Source organism: Butyricicoccus sp. OF27-2pH9A, assembly GCF_027693185.1.
In the GTDB taxonomy this organism is placed as follows: Bacteria; Bacillota; Clostridia; order Oscillospirales; family Butyricicoccaceae; genus Agathobaculum; species Agathobaculum butyriciproducens.
This window is the reverse complement of record NZ_JAQEXK010000005.1, coordinates 61,011-80,209: the sequence shown is the minus strand read 5'-3', so window position 1 is coordinate 80,209 and position 19,199 is coordinate 61,011. Positions and strand designations below refer to the sequence as shown.

Here is a 19,199-nt window from a genome sequence, read left to right as displayed (position 1 = left end):
ATACGAAAAAAGTTCCGTAGAAACTTTTTTCGATACCCCCCTCTCGTCCGCACGGCGGACGAGGCTCGGGACACGGTGTCCCGAGGCAGGGGTATCAAAGTCCGGCGGAGCTGGACTTTGATAAGGAACTGCATCTGCCGCGTGCGCGCGGCAGGCACGAGACCTGTCTCGTGCGTTTGGGAACCTATGGTTCCCTTGCCCCTCCTTTTGGAGAGGGAGGGTGCTAAGTCAAGGCTTGTTGGAGACTGGCTTTGATTCATTATTATTTGTATTCTATTTAGGAGGATTTCCAACATGATTCATATGGAAACCGTTCGTCTGACTGCGTCTCAGGCACTCGTTCGCTTCCTCGAGAACCAGTATATCAGCTACATTGATATGGATGGCAACGAGCAGGAGCACAAGTTCGTTAAGGGCATCTTCATGCTGCCGGGCCACGGCAACGTAGTTGGCTTCGCTAACGGCGTTGAGCAGGAGCTCAAGGACATGGTTGTTTACCAGGGCAAGAACGAGCAGGGCATGGCTCTGGCTGCAGTTGGCTACGCTAAGCAGATGCGCCGCAAGTCCATCTTCGCCTGCACCTCTTCCGTAGGCCCCGGCGCGTGCAACATGGTTACCGCTGCTGCAACCGCTACCGCTAACAACATTCCGGTCCTGATCCTGCCGGGCGACATCTACGCTTCCCGTCAGCCGGACCCGGTTCTCCAGCAGATGGAGCAGCCGCAGAACCTGTCCATCTCCGCTCATGATGCTTTCCAGGCTGTTACCAAGTACTGGGGCCGTATCAACCGTCCGGAGCAGGTTATGACCGACATGATCTCCGCTATGCGTGTTCTGACCGATACCGCTAACACCGGTGCTGTTGCAATTTCTCTGCCGCAGGACGTTCAGGCTGAAGCATACGATTACCCGGTTGACTTCTTCAAGAAGCGCGTATGGCGCGTTGACCGCCGTCCGATTACCAAGTACGCTCTGGACAAGGCTGTTGAGGTCATCAAGAACGCAAAGAAGCCGCTCCTGATCTGCGGCGGCGGCGTTCGTTATGCTGAGGCACACAAGGTATTCAAGAAGTTCGCTGAGGACTTCGGCATCGCATTCGGCGAGACCCAGGCCGGCAAGTCCGCTGTTGTTTGGGATCACGAGCTGAACCTCGGCGGTCTGGGCACCACCGGCGGCATCGCTGCAAACAAGCTGGCGCACGAGGCTGACGTTGTCATCGGCGTTGGCACCCGTTACACCGACTTCACCACCGCTTCCAAGTGGCTGTACCGCACCGACGCTAAGTTCGTCAACATCAACCCGTCCGAGTTCCAGGCTTACAAGATGGACGCTACTCCGGTCGTTGCTGACGCAAACGAGGCTCTGACCGCAATTGGTGAGGAGCTGGCTAAGATCGGCTACCACACCGATAAGGCTTACGCTGAGGAGGTTGCTGCTCTGCGCAAGGAGTGGTGGACTGAGGTTGAGCGTCTGGACAAGGTTGAGTACACCGATCCGGAGCACTTCACCCCGGAGTGCAACGACGACAACCGTGAGTGCGTTGAGAAGTACATCGAGGATACCGGCTGCAAGCTGTGCCAGACCACCGTTCTGGGCACCATCAACCACATGATCGATGACAACGCTATCGTATGTGCTGCAGCAGGCTCTCTGCCGGGCGACATGCAGGGTCTGTGGCGTGCCCGCAAGGAGAACACCTACCACATGGAGTACGGTTACTCCTGCATGGGTTACGAGGTTGCTTCTGCTCTGGGCGCTAAGATCGCTTGCCCGGATCAGGAAGTTTACGCTATGTGCGGCGACGGTTCCTTCGACATGCTGCACTCTGAGCTGATCACTTCGGTTCAGATGGGCCACAAGATCAACGTAATGCTGTTCGATAACGCTTCCTTCGGCTGCATCAACAACCTCGAGGTTTCCAACGGCAACGCTTCCATCTGCACCGAGAAGAACATGCTTGAGGAAGGCGTAACCAACGGCGTACACAAGGGCAAGGTAATCCAGGTAGATTACGCTGCAATCGGCGCTGCTTACGGCTGCAAGACCTACACCGTTAAGACTCTTGACGAGCTGAAGGCTGCAATCGAGGACGCTAAGAAGCAGACCGTTTCCACCCTGATTGACATGAAGGTTCTGCCGAAGACCATGTCCGCAGGTTACGAGGCTTGGTGGCGTGTAGGCGTAGCTGAGGTATCTCAGAAGGCTGAGGTTCAGGCTGCCCGCAAGCGCATCGAGGATCACCTGTTCGAGTCCCGCCACTATTAATAGCGCGCGATAAACTCGCTTTAGGTTTACGAAAGCTCCCAACCGTGAGGTTGGGAGCTTTTTTACGGTTTCAAGTATGCTGAATGGGAAATGGGAAATGGCGCTATCCTTGCGCTCAGCCCGCCCTGCAGTACCGATATAGAATAAAAGAACTCCTCCCATCGCTTCAGACGGGAGGAGTTCTTTTTTACAGCATCTGCAGCAGCTCGATCTGCTCACCGGACGGACCGGTAAAGAACCAGTTCTGCAGGCCGCCGAAGGTATTCGGCAGCACCTTCTTCTCCGGTGCGGTGAAGCTGATAACGCCTGCCGCCTTGAGGTCAGCCGCGGTCTTGTCGAGGTCGTCAACGTAGACTGCGAAGTGCGGGATGCTGCCCTCGCCGGACGGCACGAGCGTGCCTGCGGGCGGCTCGATCAGCTCGAGCAGGAAGCCGCCGAATTCAACGAGCGCCAGCTTCTTCAGGCCTTCCGGCGTCTCTACGCCGTCGCGCTTGAATACACTGCCGCCGATCATCTCGTAAAATGCAATGCTCTGGTCCATATCTACGGTGTAGATCGCAATATGGCCGATACCTTTATAGTGTTCCTTCATGGTGATTCCTCCTTGTGCGGGCGTTCTCGCCTTAGTATTAGCATAGCACGTTTTTGCGGATTTGCATAGGGGATAGGCATAAAAAAACGACCGTCGAAAGACGGTCGTTTTGAGTTGCATTACTGAACAGAATCGGAAACAGAAGCAGTGGTCTGATTCTCGAGGTAGTTCTGGTAGGTGGTCTTCTCGCTCTTGCCGAAGCCAAGGGGAGAGAAGATTACATAAGCCAGAACCATGATCAGCAGGGTAACGGTAGCCCAGATCTTGCCGTTCTTCCACGGGGTCAGATCTACAGCGCCTACGTCCTTCAGCTCGAAATCGGTTGCACGCGGATGCTTCTTAACGATTACCCACATCAGCAGCATGTCGAATACGAACAGGATCGCGGTGAAGTACAGGTAGTGGATGTTGTTCAGTGCCGGGATTACGTTGCGCAGACCGAACTGGAGAATGAAGTACAGAACAACGTGTACCGGGATGACGATCTTAGCAGCGATAGCCGGAACCTTCTTCCAGAAGAAGCCGCACAGCAGGCAAACAAAGATCGGGGTGTTGAACGCAGCGAAAGCAGAGTTTACGAAGCTCGTGATGCCGCCCATGTACAGCATGAACGGGGACATGATGGTGGAAACAACTGCTACTACAGTACCGAAGTTCTGACCGATCTTAACCATGCGGGCATCGGATGCGGTCGGGTTGAACAGCGGACGGTGAATGTCGAGTGCGTAGATGGTGGATGCGGAGTTCAGTACCGAGTTGAAGGAGGACAGGATCGCGCCGAACATTACAGCAGCGAAGAAGCCCAGGATCGGCTTCGGCATAACCTGTGCTACCAGCATCGGGTAAGCGGAGTCGCCGGAACCCCAGTCCATGCCCGGGTAAGCCAGTGCGCAGATAACGCCCGGAACAACGATGATCAGCGGAGTCATGATCTTGAGGAAGCCTGCAAATACGGCGCCCTTCTGTGCTTCCTTCAGGTTCTTAGCACCGAAGGTACGCTGGATGATGGACTGGTTGGTTGCCCAGTAGTACATGTTGTTGACCAGCAGACCGGTGAACAGCAGCGGCCACGGGAGCCACGGCTCCGGGGTGTTAATCTCGTTGATGGCGTTCAGGTAGGACGGATTGGTGTGCAGGAACTTGTCGAAGCCGTCCACGAAGGAGCCGTCGCCGCCGAGCTGGCCGGACAGGAACATGAAGCCGAATACCGGAACCAGCAGGCCGCCGACGATCAGGCCGAGGCCGTTGATGGAGTCGGACAGTGCGATTGCCTTCAGGCCGCCGAAGATGGCGTAGATAGAACCGATGATTGCGGTTGCAACACATACGATTGCGATTGCTGCGAAACGGGAAATACCAAACATCTTGTCAATGCCGAAGATGTTTACGAATACCTGTGCGCCTGCGTACAGGATGTTCGGCAGCATGATTACAACGTAGCTGAGCAGTACGATGATGGAAACCAGACGGCGGGTGCCTTCGTCGTAGCGCTGCTCAAAGAACTGCGGAACGGTGGTCAGACCGGTCTTCAGGTACTTCGGCATCAGTACGAATGCGAGGATTACCAGAGCGATTGCAGAGGTTACCTCCCAGCCCATGGTGGACATGCCGACGCGAACTGCCTGACCGTTGTTGCCAACGAGCTGTTCTGCGGAAAGGTTGGTCATCAGCAGAGAACCGGCGATGACCGGGCCGGTCAGGCTGCGGCCGCCGAGATAGTAGCCGTCCTGCGTGTCGAGGTTGTCACCACGGGTTTTCCACCACGAGATGAGTGCGACGAGTGCCGTGAACGCCACGAAGGTGATCGCGGTAAACGCCATGGAGTTTACGAAGTTCATCTTTTTCTCCCCTTGTAAAAATTTCGTGTCCCGGCGGAGATCCCTCAAAATCCACCGGAACTTCGTGAATGTACAGCACCGATTTGCGCTTGCGTGCGCGTGCCCGCAAGATCCCAAAAAACAAGACCGTCAATCGAAGGACTGAAGATCTGTTAAATGGGCAAACCGCGTTGCCGCTTGTCCGAAAGTTATTTTAACACTATATAAGAACTATAGCAAAGCATTTTTTTTACTTTTTTCGCACTTTGGATACTTGCACATAAACAAGAAGGTGTATTTGTGCATTTCGACGTTAACTGAACGCAGATTTACAAAGTGAACGTTAAAAAATTATCAGGAACAACAAAAAAATTCGTAAAACTGTATCTTTTTTACAAGGAAAAATCCCCACATAAAGTGGGGATTTTGCACGGAATTACGGTGTATACCATTCATCGCTGCGATTTTTTGCGTCAAAAATCTGCGCATATTCCGCATTGTGATAATCGTTCAGCAGGTCGTTTTCCGGCTGTTCGCTCTGCGGATACCAGGTGCCGTCCGGCAGGCGGTAGCCGTTGACGTTCATCACCGGAATCTGCTGCTGCAGGGCAAGGCGCATCTGGTCAAAGCCCGAGGTCGAGCAGCCGAGTGCGTTCAGCGCATACGCGGACAGATAGTTCGCGCTGATCTGCATGTTTGTCTGCTCCTTGATGTCGTAGTTCGCCCAGATGAAGAACGGCGTTACCATCTTTTTCTGGCGCAGCTCGGCATCCGAGAGATCGCCGCGCTGACTCTCGAGCAGGGTGTTGTAAAAGTCCTCCGGCAGATTGGGCTGGTGGTCGCCGAAGAACACGATTGCCGTCGGCTCATCCACCTTGGAGAAGTAGCTGATCAGCTCCTGCACGGCGTCGTCGCTGTACCGCACGAGAGACAGGTACTGGTCAACCGTCGGGTACTTGTCCTGCTCCTTACCGGTGAGGCAGATGCGCTTGTCGAAGTAACCGTCGCCGTCCCAGTCGTAGCCGCCGTGGTTCTGCATCGTTACGTTGAACACGAACAGCGGCGTGTTTTCCCTCTTGTTCTCGTACAGCTCGAAAATCTTCTTGTAGCTTGCGCTGTCGCTGATAAAATCGCGCACACGACTGGCGTCAGCGGCGAAATCGTCCTGATAATACTGCGCTTCAAAGCCGAAGAAGCGGTAGACGTTCGTGCGGTTCCACGAGGTGGACAGATAGGGATGAATCGCCGCCGTCTGGTAGCCGAGCGAATCCAGACCCGAGGTCAGATTGGGCATTTCGCTCTTGATGAACACCTGATACGCCGAGCAGTTGTACGGCAGGAACGCCATTGAATCGCCGGTGAGGAACTCCAGCTCGGTGTTGGCGGTGCCGCCGCCGAAGGTCGAAACGGTCAGCTGACCGCTGATGGTGTTCTCCTGCCCCTGCATCAGCTTGTGCACATACGGCATGGGGTCCTCGTTGGTCTCAAGCGTACCGACCGAGCCGAGATCCGAGAAGGATTCGTTCATAATCACGATCAGATTGGGCGTTTTCGTGCCCTGTTTGCCGGTAAATTCGCTCTGTGCGGCAGAAAGCGCGTCCGCGCTGTAACCCTCCGGCTGCTTGACAAACGAGCTGGTCGCGCAGCGCAGGAAGTAGAAAATCTCGCTGTACTGGCGGCTGGACTGCCAGAACGCCAGTCCGGTGCCGACCGTCTGGATGCCGGTGTAGGCGATGAACGCCAGCACGAGCACACACGGCAGCGAAAACAGTCTGCGGAAGTACCAGCGCTTGTGCACCTTGAAGCTGCGCTGCATCAGGCACACGCTCACGCAGAACAGCACAGCCGCCGCCGCGGCGCGGAGCACGGAAAGCTCTATCGGTGCAGAGTAGCCCTTGGACACGTTGGCTGCCGTGCCGATGGCGGCAATGTCGCTCAGCATGACAGGCGTGCCGCGGAACAGCATAACGTAGTGGTCGATCATGCCGTGGATCATCGAAATTGCCATGCCGAGGCATACGCCGATACGCACGTTGCCGCAGATCAGATACGCCGCGGCGTAAACCGCCACATAGCAGATCCAGCCCTGAAAAAACGACTGCTTGAGTGTGATGACGCAGCCCTTGACCATGTATTCCACCAGGATCAGGCTGACAGCCGCCGCAGACAGGAACAGCAGCACGTCATGCACGAGCAGAACCGCCGTGTACAGCCGCGTGTGATTTTCCGCAAACGGGTGGTTGCGGCGCCACGGACGCAGCACCAGCGGCACGAATGCGCCTGCGGTCAGCCAGTGCGAGATGGTCGGCTGATACATCAGCGAGCCCCTGCTCAGCAGGGGATGGAACAGCAGGAAAAACGCAACGAGCAGCAACACATTTGTGCCGATTCGGTACGGATTTCGTCCGGTTTCGTTTTGAACCTTATGTTCAATGCTCAAAAAAGTTGCTCCTTTCGCAGAAACGGAAAAGCCGCTGTGGTGTTTCCGCAGCGGCTTCTCAAGTCGTTAGGATTTATGCCTCAGGCGTTTCCTCTACGCGGGTAACTGCGATAGAGAGATCGTCCAGCTGCTTGTCGTCTACGATATCCGGGCAGTTCATCATCAGGTCGGACGCGTTCTGAACCTTCGGGAAGGCGATCACGTCGCGGATAGAATCCAGACCGGCGAGCAGCATGCACAGACGATCCAGACCGTAAGCCAGACCACCGTGCGGAGGTGCGCCGTAGGAGAACGCAGTGATCAGGTGACCGAACTGCTCCTTGGCCTTCTCCTCGGTGAAGCCGAGGGCCTCGAACATCTTGGTCTGCAGCTCGGGATCGTGGATACGAATGGAGCCGCCGCCCAGCTCACAGCCATTGAGGATAATGTCGTACGCCTTGGCACGAACCTTGGCCGGATCGGTGTCCAGCAGCGGGATATCCTCGTCCATCGGTGCGGTGAACGGATGGTGCATGGCTACGAGGCGGTTCTCCTCCTCGCTGTACTCGAACTGCGGGAACTCGGTGACCCACAGCAGCTTGAAGTCGTCCTTCTTGGCAAGGCCCAGACGCTTAGCCAGCTCGCAGCGCAGCGCGCCCAGAGCGACAGCAGCGGTCTGCCAGTTTGCGTCGGCAACAACGAACAGCAGGTCGTTCTCCTTGGCGCCTGCACGCTCCTTGATGGCCGCAATCTCGTCCTCGGACAGGAACTTGGCGAACGAAGAAGTCATGCTGCCGTCTGCGGCGAGCTTCATCCATGCAAGGCCCTTTGCGCGGTAGGTCTTGACGAACTCGCCGAGCTTGTCGATCTCCTTGCGCGGGAACTTGTCCGCGTAGCCGTTTACGTTGATAAGACGAACCGTGCCGCCGTTCGCTACGGTGTCCTTGAACACCTTGAACGAGCAGTCCTTGGCGATGTCGGAAATATCCTTGATCTCAAAGCCGAAGCGAACGTCCGGCTTGTCCGAGCCGTACTTGTCCATGGCGTCCTGCCAGGTCATGCGCGGCAGCGGCAGCTGAATGTCAACATCGAGCACTTCCTTGAATACGCGCTGGAGGAAACCCTCGTTGACGGCGATAACGTCATCCTGCTCCACGAACGACATCTCGAGGTCGATCTGGGTGAACTCCGGCTGACGGTCAGCACGCAGATCCTCATCGCGGAAGCAGCGGGTGATCTGAATGTAGCGGTCCATGCCGGACAGCATGAGCAGCTGCTTGTACTGCTGCGGGGACTGCGGCAGGGCGTAGAACTTGCCCGGATGTACGCGGGACGGCACGAGGTAGTCGCGCGCGCCCTCCGGCGTGGACTTGGTGAGCATCGGGGTTTCGATCTCGAGGAAGCCGTGCTCGTCGAAGTAGTTGCGGGCAACCTGCGTTACGCGGTGGCGCAGCATCAGGTTCTTCTGCATGGACGGACGGCGCAGGTCAAGGTAGCGGTACTTCAGACGGATCTGGTCACCGACCTCCTTGGTGTCGTCAATCTCGAACGGGGTGGTCTCAGCCTTGGACAGAATGCGAATGTCCTCGGCAATAATTTCGACCTCGCCGGTCGGCATCTTCTTGTTGATGGCTGCCTCATCGCGGGCCACCAGCTTGCCCTTTACCGCTACAACGAACTCGGTGCGGCAGGTGAAGGCAATGTCGAACAGGTCAGCATTGACCGACTTGTCGAACGTGCACTGTACAATGCCCGCACGGTCGCGCAGCAGCAGGAACAGAACGCCGCCGTTGTCACGCACGCGGTCAACCCAGCCGTTTACGGTAACGGTCTGACCGGCGTGCTCCAGGCGAAGATCGCCGCACATATGCGTGCGCTTCATGCCTGCAATAGATGTGTTATTCATGTTTATCAATCCTTATTACTAAGTATTTTGAACAATTTCTTTATTTATCGCCGGTTTCCTTGATTGTGGAGATCACATCTTCCACAGCGTCGGAACCCACAAGATAAGCGGCGATAAAGCCGATAATGAGGGACGCAATCGGCAGGATCATAAATCCGTTTGCCAGAAAAATCGCAGCGCACAGAAATCCTGTGCAGCGAATGATGGTCTTACGCAGTTTATCCATAAGACGGCCTCCTTACTCGGAATCCTTATCCTTCATCGCCGGACGAACGTGCTCATAATAGCCGAGAAAGACCATAATCGCAAATAAAATAATGCCAGCGAAGGCGATAAGAAACATAATGGAAGCGCCGTCGGCAATCGACGCGGAAAGCGCCAGAATAGCCGCAATGACACCGAGCATACCGGTTATCATGAGAATACCGCCGTAAACAAGCTGTTTCATAAACAATCCCTCCATATTTAGTTGAAAAATCCTATCCTTCTATTAACAGTCAGCAATCAATAATTACTAACTACTAATTCCTAATTACTAATTAGAATGAATTATTTGTCGCAAATGACCTTGCCAGCGTTTTTCTTCGCCAGACCGTCATGGATGAGCTTTGCTGCCTCGTCAAGCGAAACCTTGACCTGCTCGCCGCTCTCCATATCCTTGACAGCGACCATGCCCGCGTTAATTTCATCCTCGCCGAGGAAGATAACGAACGGAATGCCCAGCTTGTCGGCGTAGCCGATCTTGTGCTTGAACTTCTTCTGCTCGCTGTACAGCTGGGTGCGGATGCCCGACTCGCGCAGAGCGGTAGCGGTCTTGATAGCGGCGCCCATGTCGTCAGTCATCGGCAGGATGAGTACGTCCGCCGGTGCCTTGTTCATCTGGTCGTTCAGATAACCCTGCTCACCGAGAACGTAGAACAGACGGGTCAGACCGATGGAAATGCCAACGCCCGGCAACTGCTTGTCGGTGTAATACTCGGCAAGGTTGTCGTAGCGGCCGCCCGAGCAGATGGAACCGATTTCCGGATGGTCGAGCATAGCGGTCTCGTAAACGGTGCCGGTGTAGTAGTCCAGACCGCGGGCAATGGTCAGGTCGATCTCGAAGTGGTCAGCCGGAACGCCGAACGCCTGCATATAGGTTGCAACCGTTTTCAGCTCCTCTGCGCCGAGGTCGAATACCTCGTTCTTGCCCTTGTAGCCCTCCAGCGCCGCGAGGATACCCTCGGTGCCGCCCGGCGTCTCGATGAACTTCAGCAGTTCGTCAGCCGTAGCAGCTTCCACGCCGAAATCTTCGACCAGAATGGTCTTTACCTTCTCCGCGCCGATCTTCTCCAGCTTGTCGATGGTACGCATCACATCCCCGGCCTTTTCGGTCAGGCCGAGGATGGCAAAGAAGCCGTTGAGCACCTTGCGGTTGTTGATGCGGATCTTGAAGCGCTCGAGGCCCAGCGAAGTGAACGTCTTGTAGATGATGCTCGGCACCTCGGCCTCGTTGATGATGTCCAGCTTGCCGTCACCGATGACGTCGATGTCCGCCTGATAGAACTCGCGGAAACGGCCGCGCTGTGCGCGCTCACCGCGGTAAACCTTGCCGATCTGGAAACGGCGGAACGGGAAGGTCAGCTCGCCGTAGTGCTGGGCAACATACTTTGCCAGCGGTACGGTCAGATCGAATCGCAGGGACAGATCGCTGTCGCCCTTGGTGAAGCGGTAGATCTGCTTTTCGGTCTCGCCGCCGCCCTTGGCAAGCAGCACCTCGGAGGACTCGATCAGCGGGGTATCCAGCGGATAGAAGCCGTACAGCGCATAGGTTTCGCGCAGTACCTGCATGATGCGCTCCATCTGCACCTGCGGTGCCGGAAGCAGCTCCATAAAGCCGGATAAGGTTCTGGGTTTTACTTTTTCCATAACTATTTTGATTCTCCTCAAGACAGACGTATGCACCGAATTGGCGTACCCGATCCGGTGCAACGAATGCTATGTTTATTTTTTGTTCTTCGGGTTGACAATATTACGCCAATCCAGATCACCGCGATCCAGACCGAGGATGAGCATCTCGGCGGTTGCCGAGTTGGTTGCAATCGGGATATTGTGCATGTCACACAGGCGGGAAATCGCATGAACGTCCGGTTCGTACTGTGCGTTGGACATCGGATCACGGAAAAACAGCACGAGGTCGATCTCGTTGTAGGCTACGCGCGCGGAGATCTGCTCCTCGCCGCCCTGCATACCCGCAAGGCACTTGTCGATTTTCAGACCGGTAGCTTCTTCAACAAACTTGCCGGTGGTGCCGGTGGCACAGATATTATGCTTTGCAAGAATACCGCAGTATGCCATGCAAAACTGTACCATCAGTTCTTTTTTGCGGTCATGTGCGATCAGTGCTATATTCATCAGGAATAACCCCTTTCCTGTATATTCATTTTGAGATTACTTACAATTTAAGTGGAATACGCTCGCCGTTGAGCCGCCGGGCGATATTCATAAAGGCGCGAGCCGCGCCCGTGTGCTTGACGGCATGAATGCTCCTGCCGCTGTTGCTGCACGAAATGAGGTCCACATCCTCGGGCACGAGACCGAGCAGGGGAAGTCCTGCTTCGTCCATCGCGTCGTCGATGTTGCCGGATTTGCCGTGGCTGATGAGCTGCGGACGCACGCGGTTGAGCACCATGCGGATGCGCTGTATACAGTATTCCTCCTCCAGCTTGCGGGCGCAGCGTTCTGCGCCGCGGACACACACGCGGTCGGTCGAGGTGACGATGATCGCCTGCGTGGCAATATGCGCCAGAAAGGAAAGCTCAGCCGGCAGTCCGGCGGGACCGTCGATCAGCAGGTAGTCGAACCCGGCCTCCTCGGCCTGCACAGCCAGCTGCTCCATGCCGCGCTCGCTGAGAGCGGGAAGCGCCACCGGTGCAGTGAGTAAGTACAGCGTTTTCATATCCGGATGACACGCCATGGCATCCGTGAGGGGAACCGCGCCGCCTGCCACATCGGCAAACGAGTAGACCACCCGGTCGGACATGCCGAGCACGATATCCAGATTGCGCAGACCGCAGTCGCCGTCAATCAGCAGCACTTTGCTGCCAAGCTGCGCGAGAGCCGCGCCTACGCCCGCTGTAAGGGAAGTTTTTCCTGTGCCGCCCTTACCGGACGCAACAAGAATCACCTTCAACATACCGCCTCCGAAAGAAAACCTTATTTAAGGCAATACTGCATAAATCTGCAGATTCGCCTACAAGTGTATTATAAACTAACAGCGGGCGGTTTACAAGCGTTCATCGCGAATTTTTTGACGAAAACTTCAAATGGCACCGGGTTTGGAAAGAAAAAACCCGGCAAAATCACATTTGCCGGGCTTAAGCTGCCGCGAAACTGCAGTTTCGCTTACAATTGTTTTATCGAATCAGGGTGTTCTCCGCCTGACGGGAGGCTGCGCGGTCCGACTTGCCGACAGAGAAATACTCATCGAGCATATCACGCACGATCGGCGCAACGTAAGCGCCGTGGCCTGCGCCTTCACCGACCACGCAGATAACGATCTGCGGGTTGTCAAAGGGTGCAAACGCGATGAACAGACCGTTGTCGAATGACTCGCCGTTCTCGAACATCTCGGCCGTACCGGTCTTGCCGCCGACCTTGATGGGGTAGTCTGCGAAAACGCTGCCTGCGGTACCGCCCTCGTCGGTAACCTCGCTCATGCCCTGCATGACAAGCTCACGCGTGGCATCCGAAATGTCGATCTTGCCGCGCACCTCGGATTCATCGGTTTTCATGAAGCTGCTGTAATCGTAGCTTTTGATGCTTTTGACGAGCGTCGGCTTGTACAGCGTGCCGCCGTTTACGATAGCGGAAACATAGTTTGCCAGCTGCAGCGGCGTAAAGCCGTTATCCGACTGACCGATCGCTGCGTTCAGATCATCGCCGCCCTGCCACTCGCGGATCGCCGGGTCGGCCTTGCGCTGCTGCTCACGATAGGTCGGGCCTGCTGCCTGACCGGTGGCTTCGCCGACCTCGATGCCGGTCGCCGTGCCGAGACCGAACTTCTTAGTCCACTGCTCGAGGTGCTCACCGGTCAGCTTCTGACCGACCGTGTAGAAGAACGTATTGCACGAGTATTTGAGCGCATCCGTGACGTTGAGCGTCATGGGCGTGTCGTGGTTGTTGCAGCGGAAGGTCTGTCCGCCGTACTCGTAGGTGCCGGTACAGGTAACGTAGGTGTCGCCGGAGATGATGCCTTCCTCCAAACCCGCGATGGCGGTCACCATCTTAAAGGTGGAACCCGGCGGGTACACACCCGAGGTTGCACGGTTTACCTCCGGATGGCGGCTGTCCGCCTGGATGGAGGCGTAGTTTTTGTTGTAGTTTGCCAGATCGTAGGTCGGGTAGGACGCCATCGCGAGCACCTCGCCCGTGTTCGGGTCGAGCGCAACAGCCGCGCCGCCCTTGCCGTAGGCGGACAGATTGCTTTCCAGCGATTTCTCGGCGACTTCCTGCAGGTCAAGGTCAATCGTGGTGATAACATTGTCGCCCGGTTTGGGAGCCGTAGCGGTGGTCTGCTCTGCAATTGCCGAACCGCCAAGGTCGGTCTCCACCGTGCGGGAGCCTGCCGTGCCGTGCAGGTAGGACTCGAGCGCGCTCTCCAGACCGGACTTGCCGATGAGATCGCTCATCTGGTAGCCTGTCTTGTCCTTGTAAGGGCCGCCGTTTTTGTCGGAACTCCACTCGTCGGAGGTCAGGGAGCCGATCGTGCCGAGCAGGTGCGCGGCGGTGGCGGTGTCGTACTGGCGGACGGCTTCGCTCTGGATTTCAATGCCCTGAAAATCCGCGCTGTGCTCCTTAATATAGGCGATCAGGTCCATCGGCACATTGTCCGCGAGCGTGTAGGTCGCCTGATTGCTGAAGCCGACCGTGCGCATGCTGTAATAGATGCCGACCATCGTGCGGGCGTCCGCAAGCGAGAGATCGGTCGGCATGCCGAGGTTTTTCTCCATATAGGCGCGCATGGCATTGATAAACTCGGTCGGGGAGACCAGCTTGGTCGCATCCACCTGCGCTGCCTGATCAATGATGCTGCCGTTTTCGTCGGTCTTGGGGTCGGTCTCGCTCGCCTGCTTGGCAGCGTCTACGGCCGCCGTAACCGCATCCAGACCGAGCGACTTGGCGCTGTCCTTCATATAACCCGACAATTCGGTCAGCGATGAGCTGTTGTAGGTAAACGGCGCGGACTGCGTGATCGGCAGTCGGTCGTTGATGGACGGAATCGCCGCCGTGTCCGCAGAAACCGCCTGCGCGGTGTCGGTCGGGGTGTCTGAGGACGTATCCGTGCTGTCTGCGGCATCCGCAGAGGTGTCACTCGAGGTATCGGTGGCAGCAGCCGCCTTTGCGGCATTCTGCTTGGCGGTCGCGTCCACGGCTGCGGTTTGGATACGGTGCGTCAGATCGAGCAGGGTATCAAACCGCTTGTCGTTGCCGTCCCAGAAGGACGAGTAGATGAGCACGAGCGAAAAGCCGGTGTTGTTGGTGACGAGCGGCCTGCCGTAGCGGTCGAGAATCTCACCGCGGGCAGCGGAAACCGTAGATGTGGTGGTGAGAAACTCCGCCGAGCGGCGGACATACTTTTCGCCGCTCAAAATCTGCAGTTGGAATAACTGCGAGAGCGCCACACCGCTGCACAGCAGCAGCAGTCCGCACAGCGCGAGCAGACGGCGAAGCAGTTGAGGTTTATTTAACATGGGGAAGTGCTCCTTTCCGCAAAGGGTCAGCGGCTGCGCTTACGGGATTTTCCGCTGAGCCTGCGCAGCGGCAGGTAAACGACAAAGCAGAACAGGCAGGTCAGCACCGTACCGACGGCAAGCTGCCGCAGGACGATCAGGAAGGACGCGCCTGCATGCATCAGCGAGAAGAGATACCGCAGCAGACCGAGCAGCACACACTCAAACGCCGTGAGGATGAGCATGGAAATATAATTGCGGGTGAGCAGTCTCTGGCAGAGCTTTCCGGCGGCATAGCCGAACAGCAGGAAAAACAGGGGATAGAGACCGTCCACGCCGGTGAAGCTGAGGTCATAGCAGATGCCGACTGTCACGCCGGTAACAGCCGCCTCCGCCGGACCGCCGAGCAGCGCGGCTGCCGTGACGAGTGCGGGCAGCAGATCGACCGCAGAGCCGAAAATGCGCATGCCGTCGAACGTGCCGGTCTGCAGCGCGAAGATAATCACCGAAAACAGCACATACACGATCAGCTTCGGGATGGAAATATGTTCTCTCTGCATGGCTTACTCCGCTGTGTCCGTGTATTCGGTGATGATGGAAACCGAGGAAACGCTGTCCACGCTGACAAACGGCTTGATGACCGCGTAGTACGACAGGCCGCTTTCCTCCGGCTGTACGCTTTCCACCGTGCCGATGAGGATGCCCTTGGGGAATACACCGCCGCGTCCCGAGGTCTCGACCGTATCGCCGACAACCACCTTGGAGTCCTCGCGCAGATAGGACAGGCGAAGCGCACCGCGTGTCATCAGGTTATAGTCGCCCTCCGCGATGGCGGTCTCGCGCGTGCGGGTGACAAGCGCGCCGCACTGCATTTTCGGGTCGGTGATGGAAGTGACCTCGCAGGTGTTGTCGGTCACCTCGCTGACAAAGCCGAGCATGCCGTCCACGGTCGTTACGAGATCGTCCTTGTTGACGCCGCTCGAGCTGCCCTTGTCCAGCGTCAGCGTATCCGCCCAGTCGCCCGGACTGCGGGCGATGACCTCAGCGCTGACCGTCGTGGTGCTGCGGGTGCTTTCCGGCTGCCCAAGCTGAGAGCGGAGCAGGTTGTTTTCCTCGAGCGCGATCTGTGCGTCACGCACAAGCTGTGCATTGTCGCTGATCTGCTGCTTGAGCTGCTCATTCTCGGCCTTGAGTGCATCAAACTCGGTGAAATAATCCAGTCCCTTGCTGAAAAAGTGTCCGACACCGGTGCCGAACCGCTGAAACGGCCGGACAACCGCACCGGCGGCTCTCGTGATGGGCGAGGAATTGCCGCTGATGCCGCTGTACACTGCGGAGAGAATGCACAGCAGAATGACGACTGCCGCACCGATCAGGAGCGGAGAGCCGACTTTATGACGTCGTCGCAAAACGAATCTTCCTTTCATAATGTTGCACTGAAATGTGGAATTTCAGCAGGTAAATGCGGCTTATACCGCATGAATATCGCGCAGAATGGTATAAAGCGGAGCCACAGGCAGACCCATGACGCTGTAATAGTCGCCCTCGATACCCTTGATGAGCAGTGCGCCGTGGCCCTGAATGCCGTAGGCGCCGGCCTTGTCGAGCGGCTCTCCGGTGGCGAGGTAGGCGGCAAGCTCGTCCTCTGCAAAATCGCGGAAGGTGACGCGCGTGCAGGTGTGCAGCGTGTGCGCCCCGCCGTCCGGCGTGAGCACGGCAAGTCCGGTCAGCACCTCGTGGGTGCGTCCGCGCAGACGGCGGAGCATGGAAGCGGCCTCGTCCGCGTCCTTCGGCTTGCCGAGGCGCAGTCCGTCGATCGTGACCATGGTATCCGAGCCGATGCACACGGCGTTCGGGTGCTGCGCCTGCACAGCCTCGGCCTTCAGGCGGGAAAGACGGGTGACTTCCTCACCGAGCGGTGCATCACGCAGGGTTTCGTCCGCATCGGCAGGGCAGACCGTAAAGTGTTCGGTGATAAGCGACAGAAGCTCTTTGCGCCGCGGCGAAGCGGACGCTAAAACGATCTCCATTATTCGACTCCTCTTTTATATAATCCGTTGGTAAATTCGCCGTCCAGCGGTGCGCCGGACAGGAACGCGCGGGCAATCCGCACACATTCCTCGGGCGATTCGATGGTGAACTGCAGACGCGCGATCTGTACACCCAGGCGGGCAAAATCCTCACGCAGACACAGCGGACGGCTGTTCAGCAGCGTGTTGCGGCAGCCGAATTCGTTCAGCAGCGGGAAACGTTCCCGGCGCCGGTCGGTGAGGTACGTCACGCCGTTCTGGCACGAGCACTTGCCGCCGTGCTGACGGCGGATCGCGCAGTTTTCAAAGATCATCAGCGGCAGACGGCCGTAGACGATCAGGTCGGTCTCGAGCGGACCGCGCATATCTCGAATCTGCGCCAGACGAGCCTCGAACGAAAGCGTCTGGCGGGAAACGCCCATTTCAGCCAGCGCACTCAGCGTTTTGCTGTTGTAGGCGTTCAGACCGAAATCGCCGTGCACAGTAAAGCCAAGCCGCTTGGCAAGCGGGATGTGACCGATGTTTCCGGCGAGAACTGTGTCGGTTCCGCGGCTCATGGCTTCACCGAGCAGCATCTCGATTTGCGGCTGCTCATTGTCCGAGAACACGCGCGGCAGGATGGCGGGCAGTCCGGTCTGCGCTGCAACTTCAAGCGGGACGTAAACGGTCTCCAGACCAAGCTCGCGCAGCGCATCCGCCTGCGCCTTGGTGCGCACGGCTGCGGTGTAGCCGCGGAAGCCCTCGCGGGCAGCGGCCTCGTCGTCGCGCGGCAGCACGCTGCCGTGCAGCCAGTCGCGGGAGGGCGCAACGCCGCGTTTTGCCAGCAGAAGGTCGAGTGCGTCGCGGCGCATGCCGTTCATCACGGACGCCGGTATCATCAGACCGTCCTGCACCTCGATACGCATATTCTCAATATAAAACGGCGTGCCGCCGGTCTTTCTGAGCGATTTTTCGATCATCTCCGGTGTGGTCGGGCGGTTCTGCGCCTGCTCCACCGGCATGACGACCGAAACTCCGTCCGCACTGAGCACCGCGCCGGTGTCCTTGCGGGCGGTAAAGCAGAGCGAAACCGGCACGAGCGGCGCCTCCTTGCCTTCGGCAAAGCGGTGCGCGGCCTCGTCATAGAGTTTCTTTACCTCGTTCATCGGCACATCGGTCTTGGTGCCGAACATGCTGTCGCCCAGCTTGCCGGTGTAGTAGCCGTCGGTGAAGCCGTCGCGCGAGAATACGCGGCGCAGGATGTCGCGCTCCTCGGCGGTCGGTCTGCGGTGCTCGCGGAGCAGGTCAGAGTAGACCTTGGTTACAATAGCGGCGTACTCCGGACGCTTCATGCGGCCCTCGATCTTGAGCGAGGACACACCCCAGTCGGACAGCTCGGCAACATGTCCGGCGAGCATGAGATCCTTGAGCGACAGCGGATAGCCGCCGCTGTACGGCAGGCGGCACGGCTGTGCACACAGACCGCGGTTGCCCGAGCGCTGACCGATCACGGCGGACAGGTAGCACTGCCCCGAGTAGCACATGCACAGCGCACCGTGCACGAACACCTCGGTCTCGACACCGGCCTGCTCGGTGATGAGTTTGATCTCCTCACGGGAGCATTCCCGGCTGAGCACCACGCGCGAAAAGCCGATGTCGCGCGCCTGCTTTGCTGCGTCGAGCGTGTGAATGGTCATCTGCGTGGAGGCGTGCAGCGCGAAATCCGGCGCATGTGCGTGGATGAGCCGCGCCAGCCCCAGATCCTGAATGATGAGCGCGTCCGCGCCTGCTTCGTACAGGAATTTTGCGTCCTCGAGTGCGTCCTCAAGCTCGCGGTCGCCGGCAAGAATGTTGAGCGTGATATTGGTTTTTACGTCACGTGCGCGGCAGTAGGCGATGGCGTCCGCCATCTCGTCATGCGAAAAGCCCTGTGCGTTGCGGCGTGCGTTGAACATGCCGAAGCCCATATAGACTGCGCCAGCACCGGACTGCACAGCGGCGCGAATGCCCTCCGGTGAACCGGCGGGAGCAAGAAGTTCTACTTTATTCCTCATTTGCGGTTGTGATTCGGGTGCTTGCCGTTATTCTGCGCCTGCCGGTCGCGCAGTGCGGCAAGCTCGGCTTCGAGGGCACGGCATTTTGCCTCAGCGGCTTCGGCGGCAGACTTGGCCTTGATGTAATCATCCGCCAGCGTGATCGTTGCCAGTGCCAGCGCGCGTGTGGATGCGAACGACGGCGAGCCGCCGCAGTGCGCCACGGTCTGGCGTGCCAGCTCGGCTACCTCATTCATATAGTCCGCGCTCTCGTCGGAGACCAGATTGTATTTTTGACCGGCAATATGAAGAACCATGCGGTTTGCCATAACGGGTCCCTTCCTTTCATTATAATATATATGCGGACAGCGCCGCTGAAAAGCGGTACTGTCGAATTTGGGCATAAGAAGATAAGATATAGTATAGCACAATATGACGGGTTTTGAA

16 protein-coding genes are annotated in these 19,199 nt (G+C 57.5%); 1 reads left to right on the top strand and 15 read right to left on the bottom strand.

Going from position 1 to position 19,199, the window contains the following annotated elements:
- Nucleotides 1–303 precede the first annotated feature (303 nt).
- Nucleotides 304–2,265, top strand: a complete 1,962-nt coding sequence (iolD, locus tag PG722_RS06000) for a 3D-(3,5/4)-trihydroxycyclohexane-1,2-dione acylhydrolase (decyclizing) (protein WP_270579980.1) — start codon at nt 304–306, stop codon at nt 2,263–2,265.
- 187 nt (nt 2,266–2,452) lie between these two features.
- Here iolD and PG722_RS05995 read toward each other — a convergent pair whose 3' ends face one another.
- From PG722_RS05995 to PG722_RS05925, 15 genes are all read right to left on the bottom strand, one after another.
- Nucleotides 2,453–2,857, bottom strand: a complete 405-nt coding sequence (locus PG722_RS05995; protein WP_118285092.1) for a VOC family protein — start codon at nt 2,855–2,857, stop codon at nt 2,453–2,455.
- Nucleotides 2,858–2,976: 119 nt separating this feature from the next.
- Nucleotides 2,977–4,695 (bottom strand): solute:sodium symporter family transporter, encoded by a 1,719-nt coding sequence (locus tag PG722_RS05990; protein ID WP_270579960.1) that lies wholly within the window; start codon nt 4,693–4,695, stop codon nt 2,977–2,979.
- Between the two features lie 415 nt (nt 4,696–5,110).
- Nucleotides 5,111–7,114 carry an LTA synthase family protein gene (locus PG722_RS05985; protein WP_270579959.1) on the bottom strand — a complete coding sequence of 668 codons (2,004 nt, stop codon included), beginning with the start codon at nt 7,112–7,114 and terminating at the stop codon, nt 5,111–5,113.
- A gap of 73 nt (nt 7,115–7,187) precedes the next feature.
- On the bottom strand, nt 7,188–8,999 hold the full coding sequence (aspS, locus tag PG722_RS05980; protein ID WP_161274072.1) for an aspartate--tRNA ligase: 1,812 nt from the start codon (nt 8,997–8,999) through the stop codon (nt 7,188–7,190).
- 40 nt (nt 9,000–9,039) lie between these two features.
- Entirely contained in the window at nt 9,040–9,225 is a 186-nt protein-coding gene (locus PG722_RS05975; RefSeq protein WP_117491003.1) for a hypothetical protein, read from the bottom strand.
- A gap of 12 nt (nt 9,226–9,237) precedes the next feature.
- Complete coding sequence (locus tag PG722_RS05970; protein WP_270579958.1) at nt 9,238–9,447, bottom strand: hypothetical protein; 210 nt, start codon at nt 9,445–9,447, stop codon at nt 9,238–9,240.
- A gap of 101 nt (nt 9,448–9,548) precedes the next feature.
- Complete coding sequence (gene hisS / locus PG722_RS05965; RefSeq protein ID WP_270579957.1) at nt 9,549–10,907, bottom strand: histidine--tRNA ligase; 1,359 nt, start codon at nt 10,905–10,907, stop codon at nt 9,549–9,551.
- Nucleotides 10,908–10,982: 75 nt separating this feature from the next.
- Complete coding sequence (locus PG722_RS05960) at nt 10,983–11,393, bottom strand: methylglyoxal synthase (RefSeq protein WP_110437294.1); 411 nt, start codon at nt 11,391–11,393, stop codon at nt 10,983–10,985.
- 40 nt (nt 11,394–11,433) lie between these two features.
- Entirely contained in the window at nt 11,434–12,174 is a 741-nt protein-coding gene (locus PG722_RS05955) for a nucleotide-binding protein (RefSeq protein ID WP_270579956.1), read from the bottom strand.
- A gap of 220 nt (nt 12,175–12,394) precedes the next feature.
- Nucleotides 12,395–14,731 (bottom strand): penicillin-binding transpeptidase domain-containing protein, encoded by a 2,337-nt coding sequence (locus PG722_RS05950; RefSeq protein WP_270579955.1) that lies wholly within the window; start codon nt 14,729–14,731, stop codon nt 12,395–12,397.
- 26 nt (nt 14,732–14,757) lie between these two features.
- Nucleotides 14,758–15,270: a rod shape-determining protein MreD gene (mreD, locus tag PG722_RS05945; protein WP_270579954.1), complete on the bottom strand. Its 513-nt coding sequence runs from the start codon at nt 15,268–15,270 to the stop codon at nt 14,758–14,760.
- Between the two features lie 3 nt (nt 15,271–15,273).
- A complete protein-coding gene (gene mreC / locus PG722_RS05940; protein WP_158575586.1) occupies nt 15,274–16,119 on the bottom strand; it encodes a rod shape-determining protein MreC in 846 nt (281 codons plus the stop codon).
- A gap of 60 nt (nt 16,120–16,179) precedes the next feature.
- The gene (locus PG722_RS05935) at nt 16,180–16,740 is read right to left on the bottom strand and encodes a Maf family protein (RefSeq protein ID WP_270418638.1); all 561 of its coding nucleotides are present in this window, start codon (nt 16,738–16,740) and stop codon (nt 16,180–16,182) included.
- Nucleotides 16,740–18,773, bottom strand: coding sequence for a U32 family peptidase (locus PG722_RS05930; protein WP_270579953.1), 2,034 nt, complete (start codon nt 18,771–18,773; stop codon nt 16,740–16,742). Before PG722_RS05930 ends, PG722_RS05935 begins: the two co-directional genes overlap by 1 nt.
- The gene (locus PG722_RS05925) at nt 18,770–19,081 is read right to left on the bottom strand and encodes a cell division protein ZapA (RefSeq protein ID WP_158574630.1); all 312 of its coding nucleotides are present in this window, start codon (nt 19,079–19,081) and stop codon (nt 18,770–18,772) included. Before PG722_RS05925 ends, PG722_RS05930 begins: the two co-directional genes overlap by 4 nt.
- Nucleotides 19,082–19,199: the final 118 nt, after the last annotated feature.

Coding starts and splice junctions, on each gene's coding strand:
- hisS (WP_270579957.1), bottom strand. CDS start 10,907: ATGGAAAAAGTAAAACCCAGAACCTTATCCGGCTTTATGGAGCTGCTT.
- PG722_RS05955 (WP_270579956.1), bottom strand. CDS start 12,174: ATGTTGAAGGTGATTCTTGTTGCGTCCGGTAAGGGCGGCACAGGAAAA.
- PG722_RS05995 (WP_118285092.1), bottom strand. CDS start 2,857: ATGAAGGAACACTATAAAGGTATCGGCCATATTGCGATCTACACCGTA.
- PG722_RS05930 (WP_270579953.1), bottom strand. CDS start 18,773: ATGAGGAATAAAGTAGAACTTCTTGCTCCCGCCGGTTCACCGGAGGGC.
- mreD (WP_270579954.1), bottom strand. CDS start 15,270: ATGCAGAGAGAACATATTTCCATCCCGAAGCTGATCGTGTATGTGCTG.
- PG722_RS05960 (WP_110437294.1), bottom strand. CDS start 11,393: ATGAATATAGCACTGATCGCACATGACCGCAAAAAAGAACTGATGGTA.
- PG722_RS05970 (WP_270579958.1), bottom strand. CDS start 9,447: ATGAAACAGCTTGTTTACGGCGGTATTCTCATGATAACCGGTATGCTC.
- PG722_RS05950 (WP_270579955.1), bottom strand. CDS start 14,731: ATGTTAAATAAACCTCAACTGCTTCGCCGTCTGCTCGCGCTGTGCGGA.
- PG722_RS05990 (WP_270579960.1), bottom strand. CDS start 4,695: ATGAACTTCGTAAACTCCATGGCGTTTACCGCGATCACCTTCGTGGCG.
- PG722_RS05935 (WP_270418638.1), bottom strand. CDS start 16,740: ATGGAGATCGTTTTAGCGTCCGCTTCGCCGCGGCGCAAAGAGCTTCTG.
- PG722_RS05925 (WP_158574630.1), bottom strand. CDS start 19,081: ATGGCAAACCGCATGGTTCTTCATATTGCCGGTCAAAAATACAATCTG.
- aspS (WP_161274072.1), bottom strand. CDS start 8,999: ATGAATAACACATCTATTGCAGGCATGAAGCGCACGCATATGTGCGGC.
- PG722_RS05975 (WP_117491003.1), bottom strand. CDS start 9,225: ATGGATAAACTGCGTAAGACCATCATTCGCTGCACAGGATTTCTGTGC.
- iolD (WP_270579980.1), top strand. CDS start 304: ATGGAAACCGTTCGTCTGACTGCGTCTCAGGCACTCGTTCGCTTCCTC.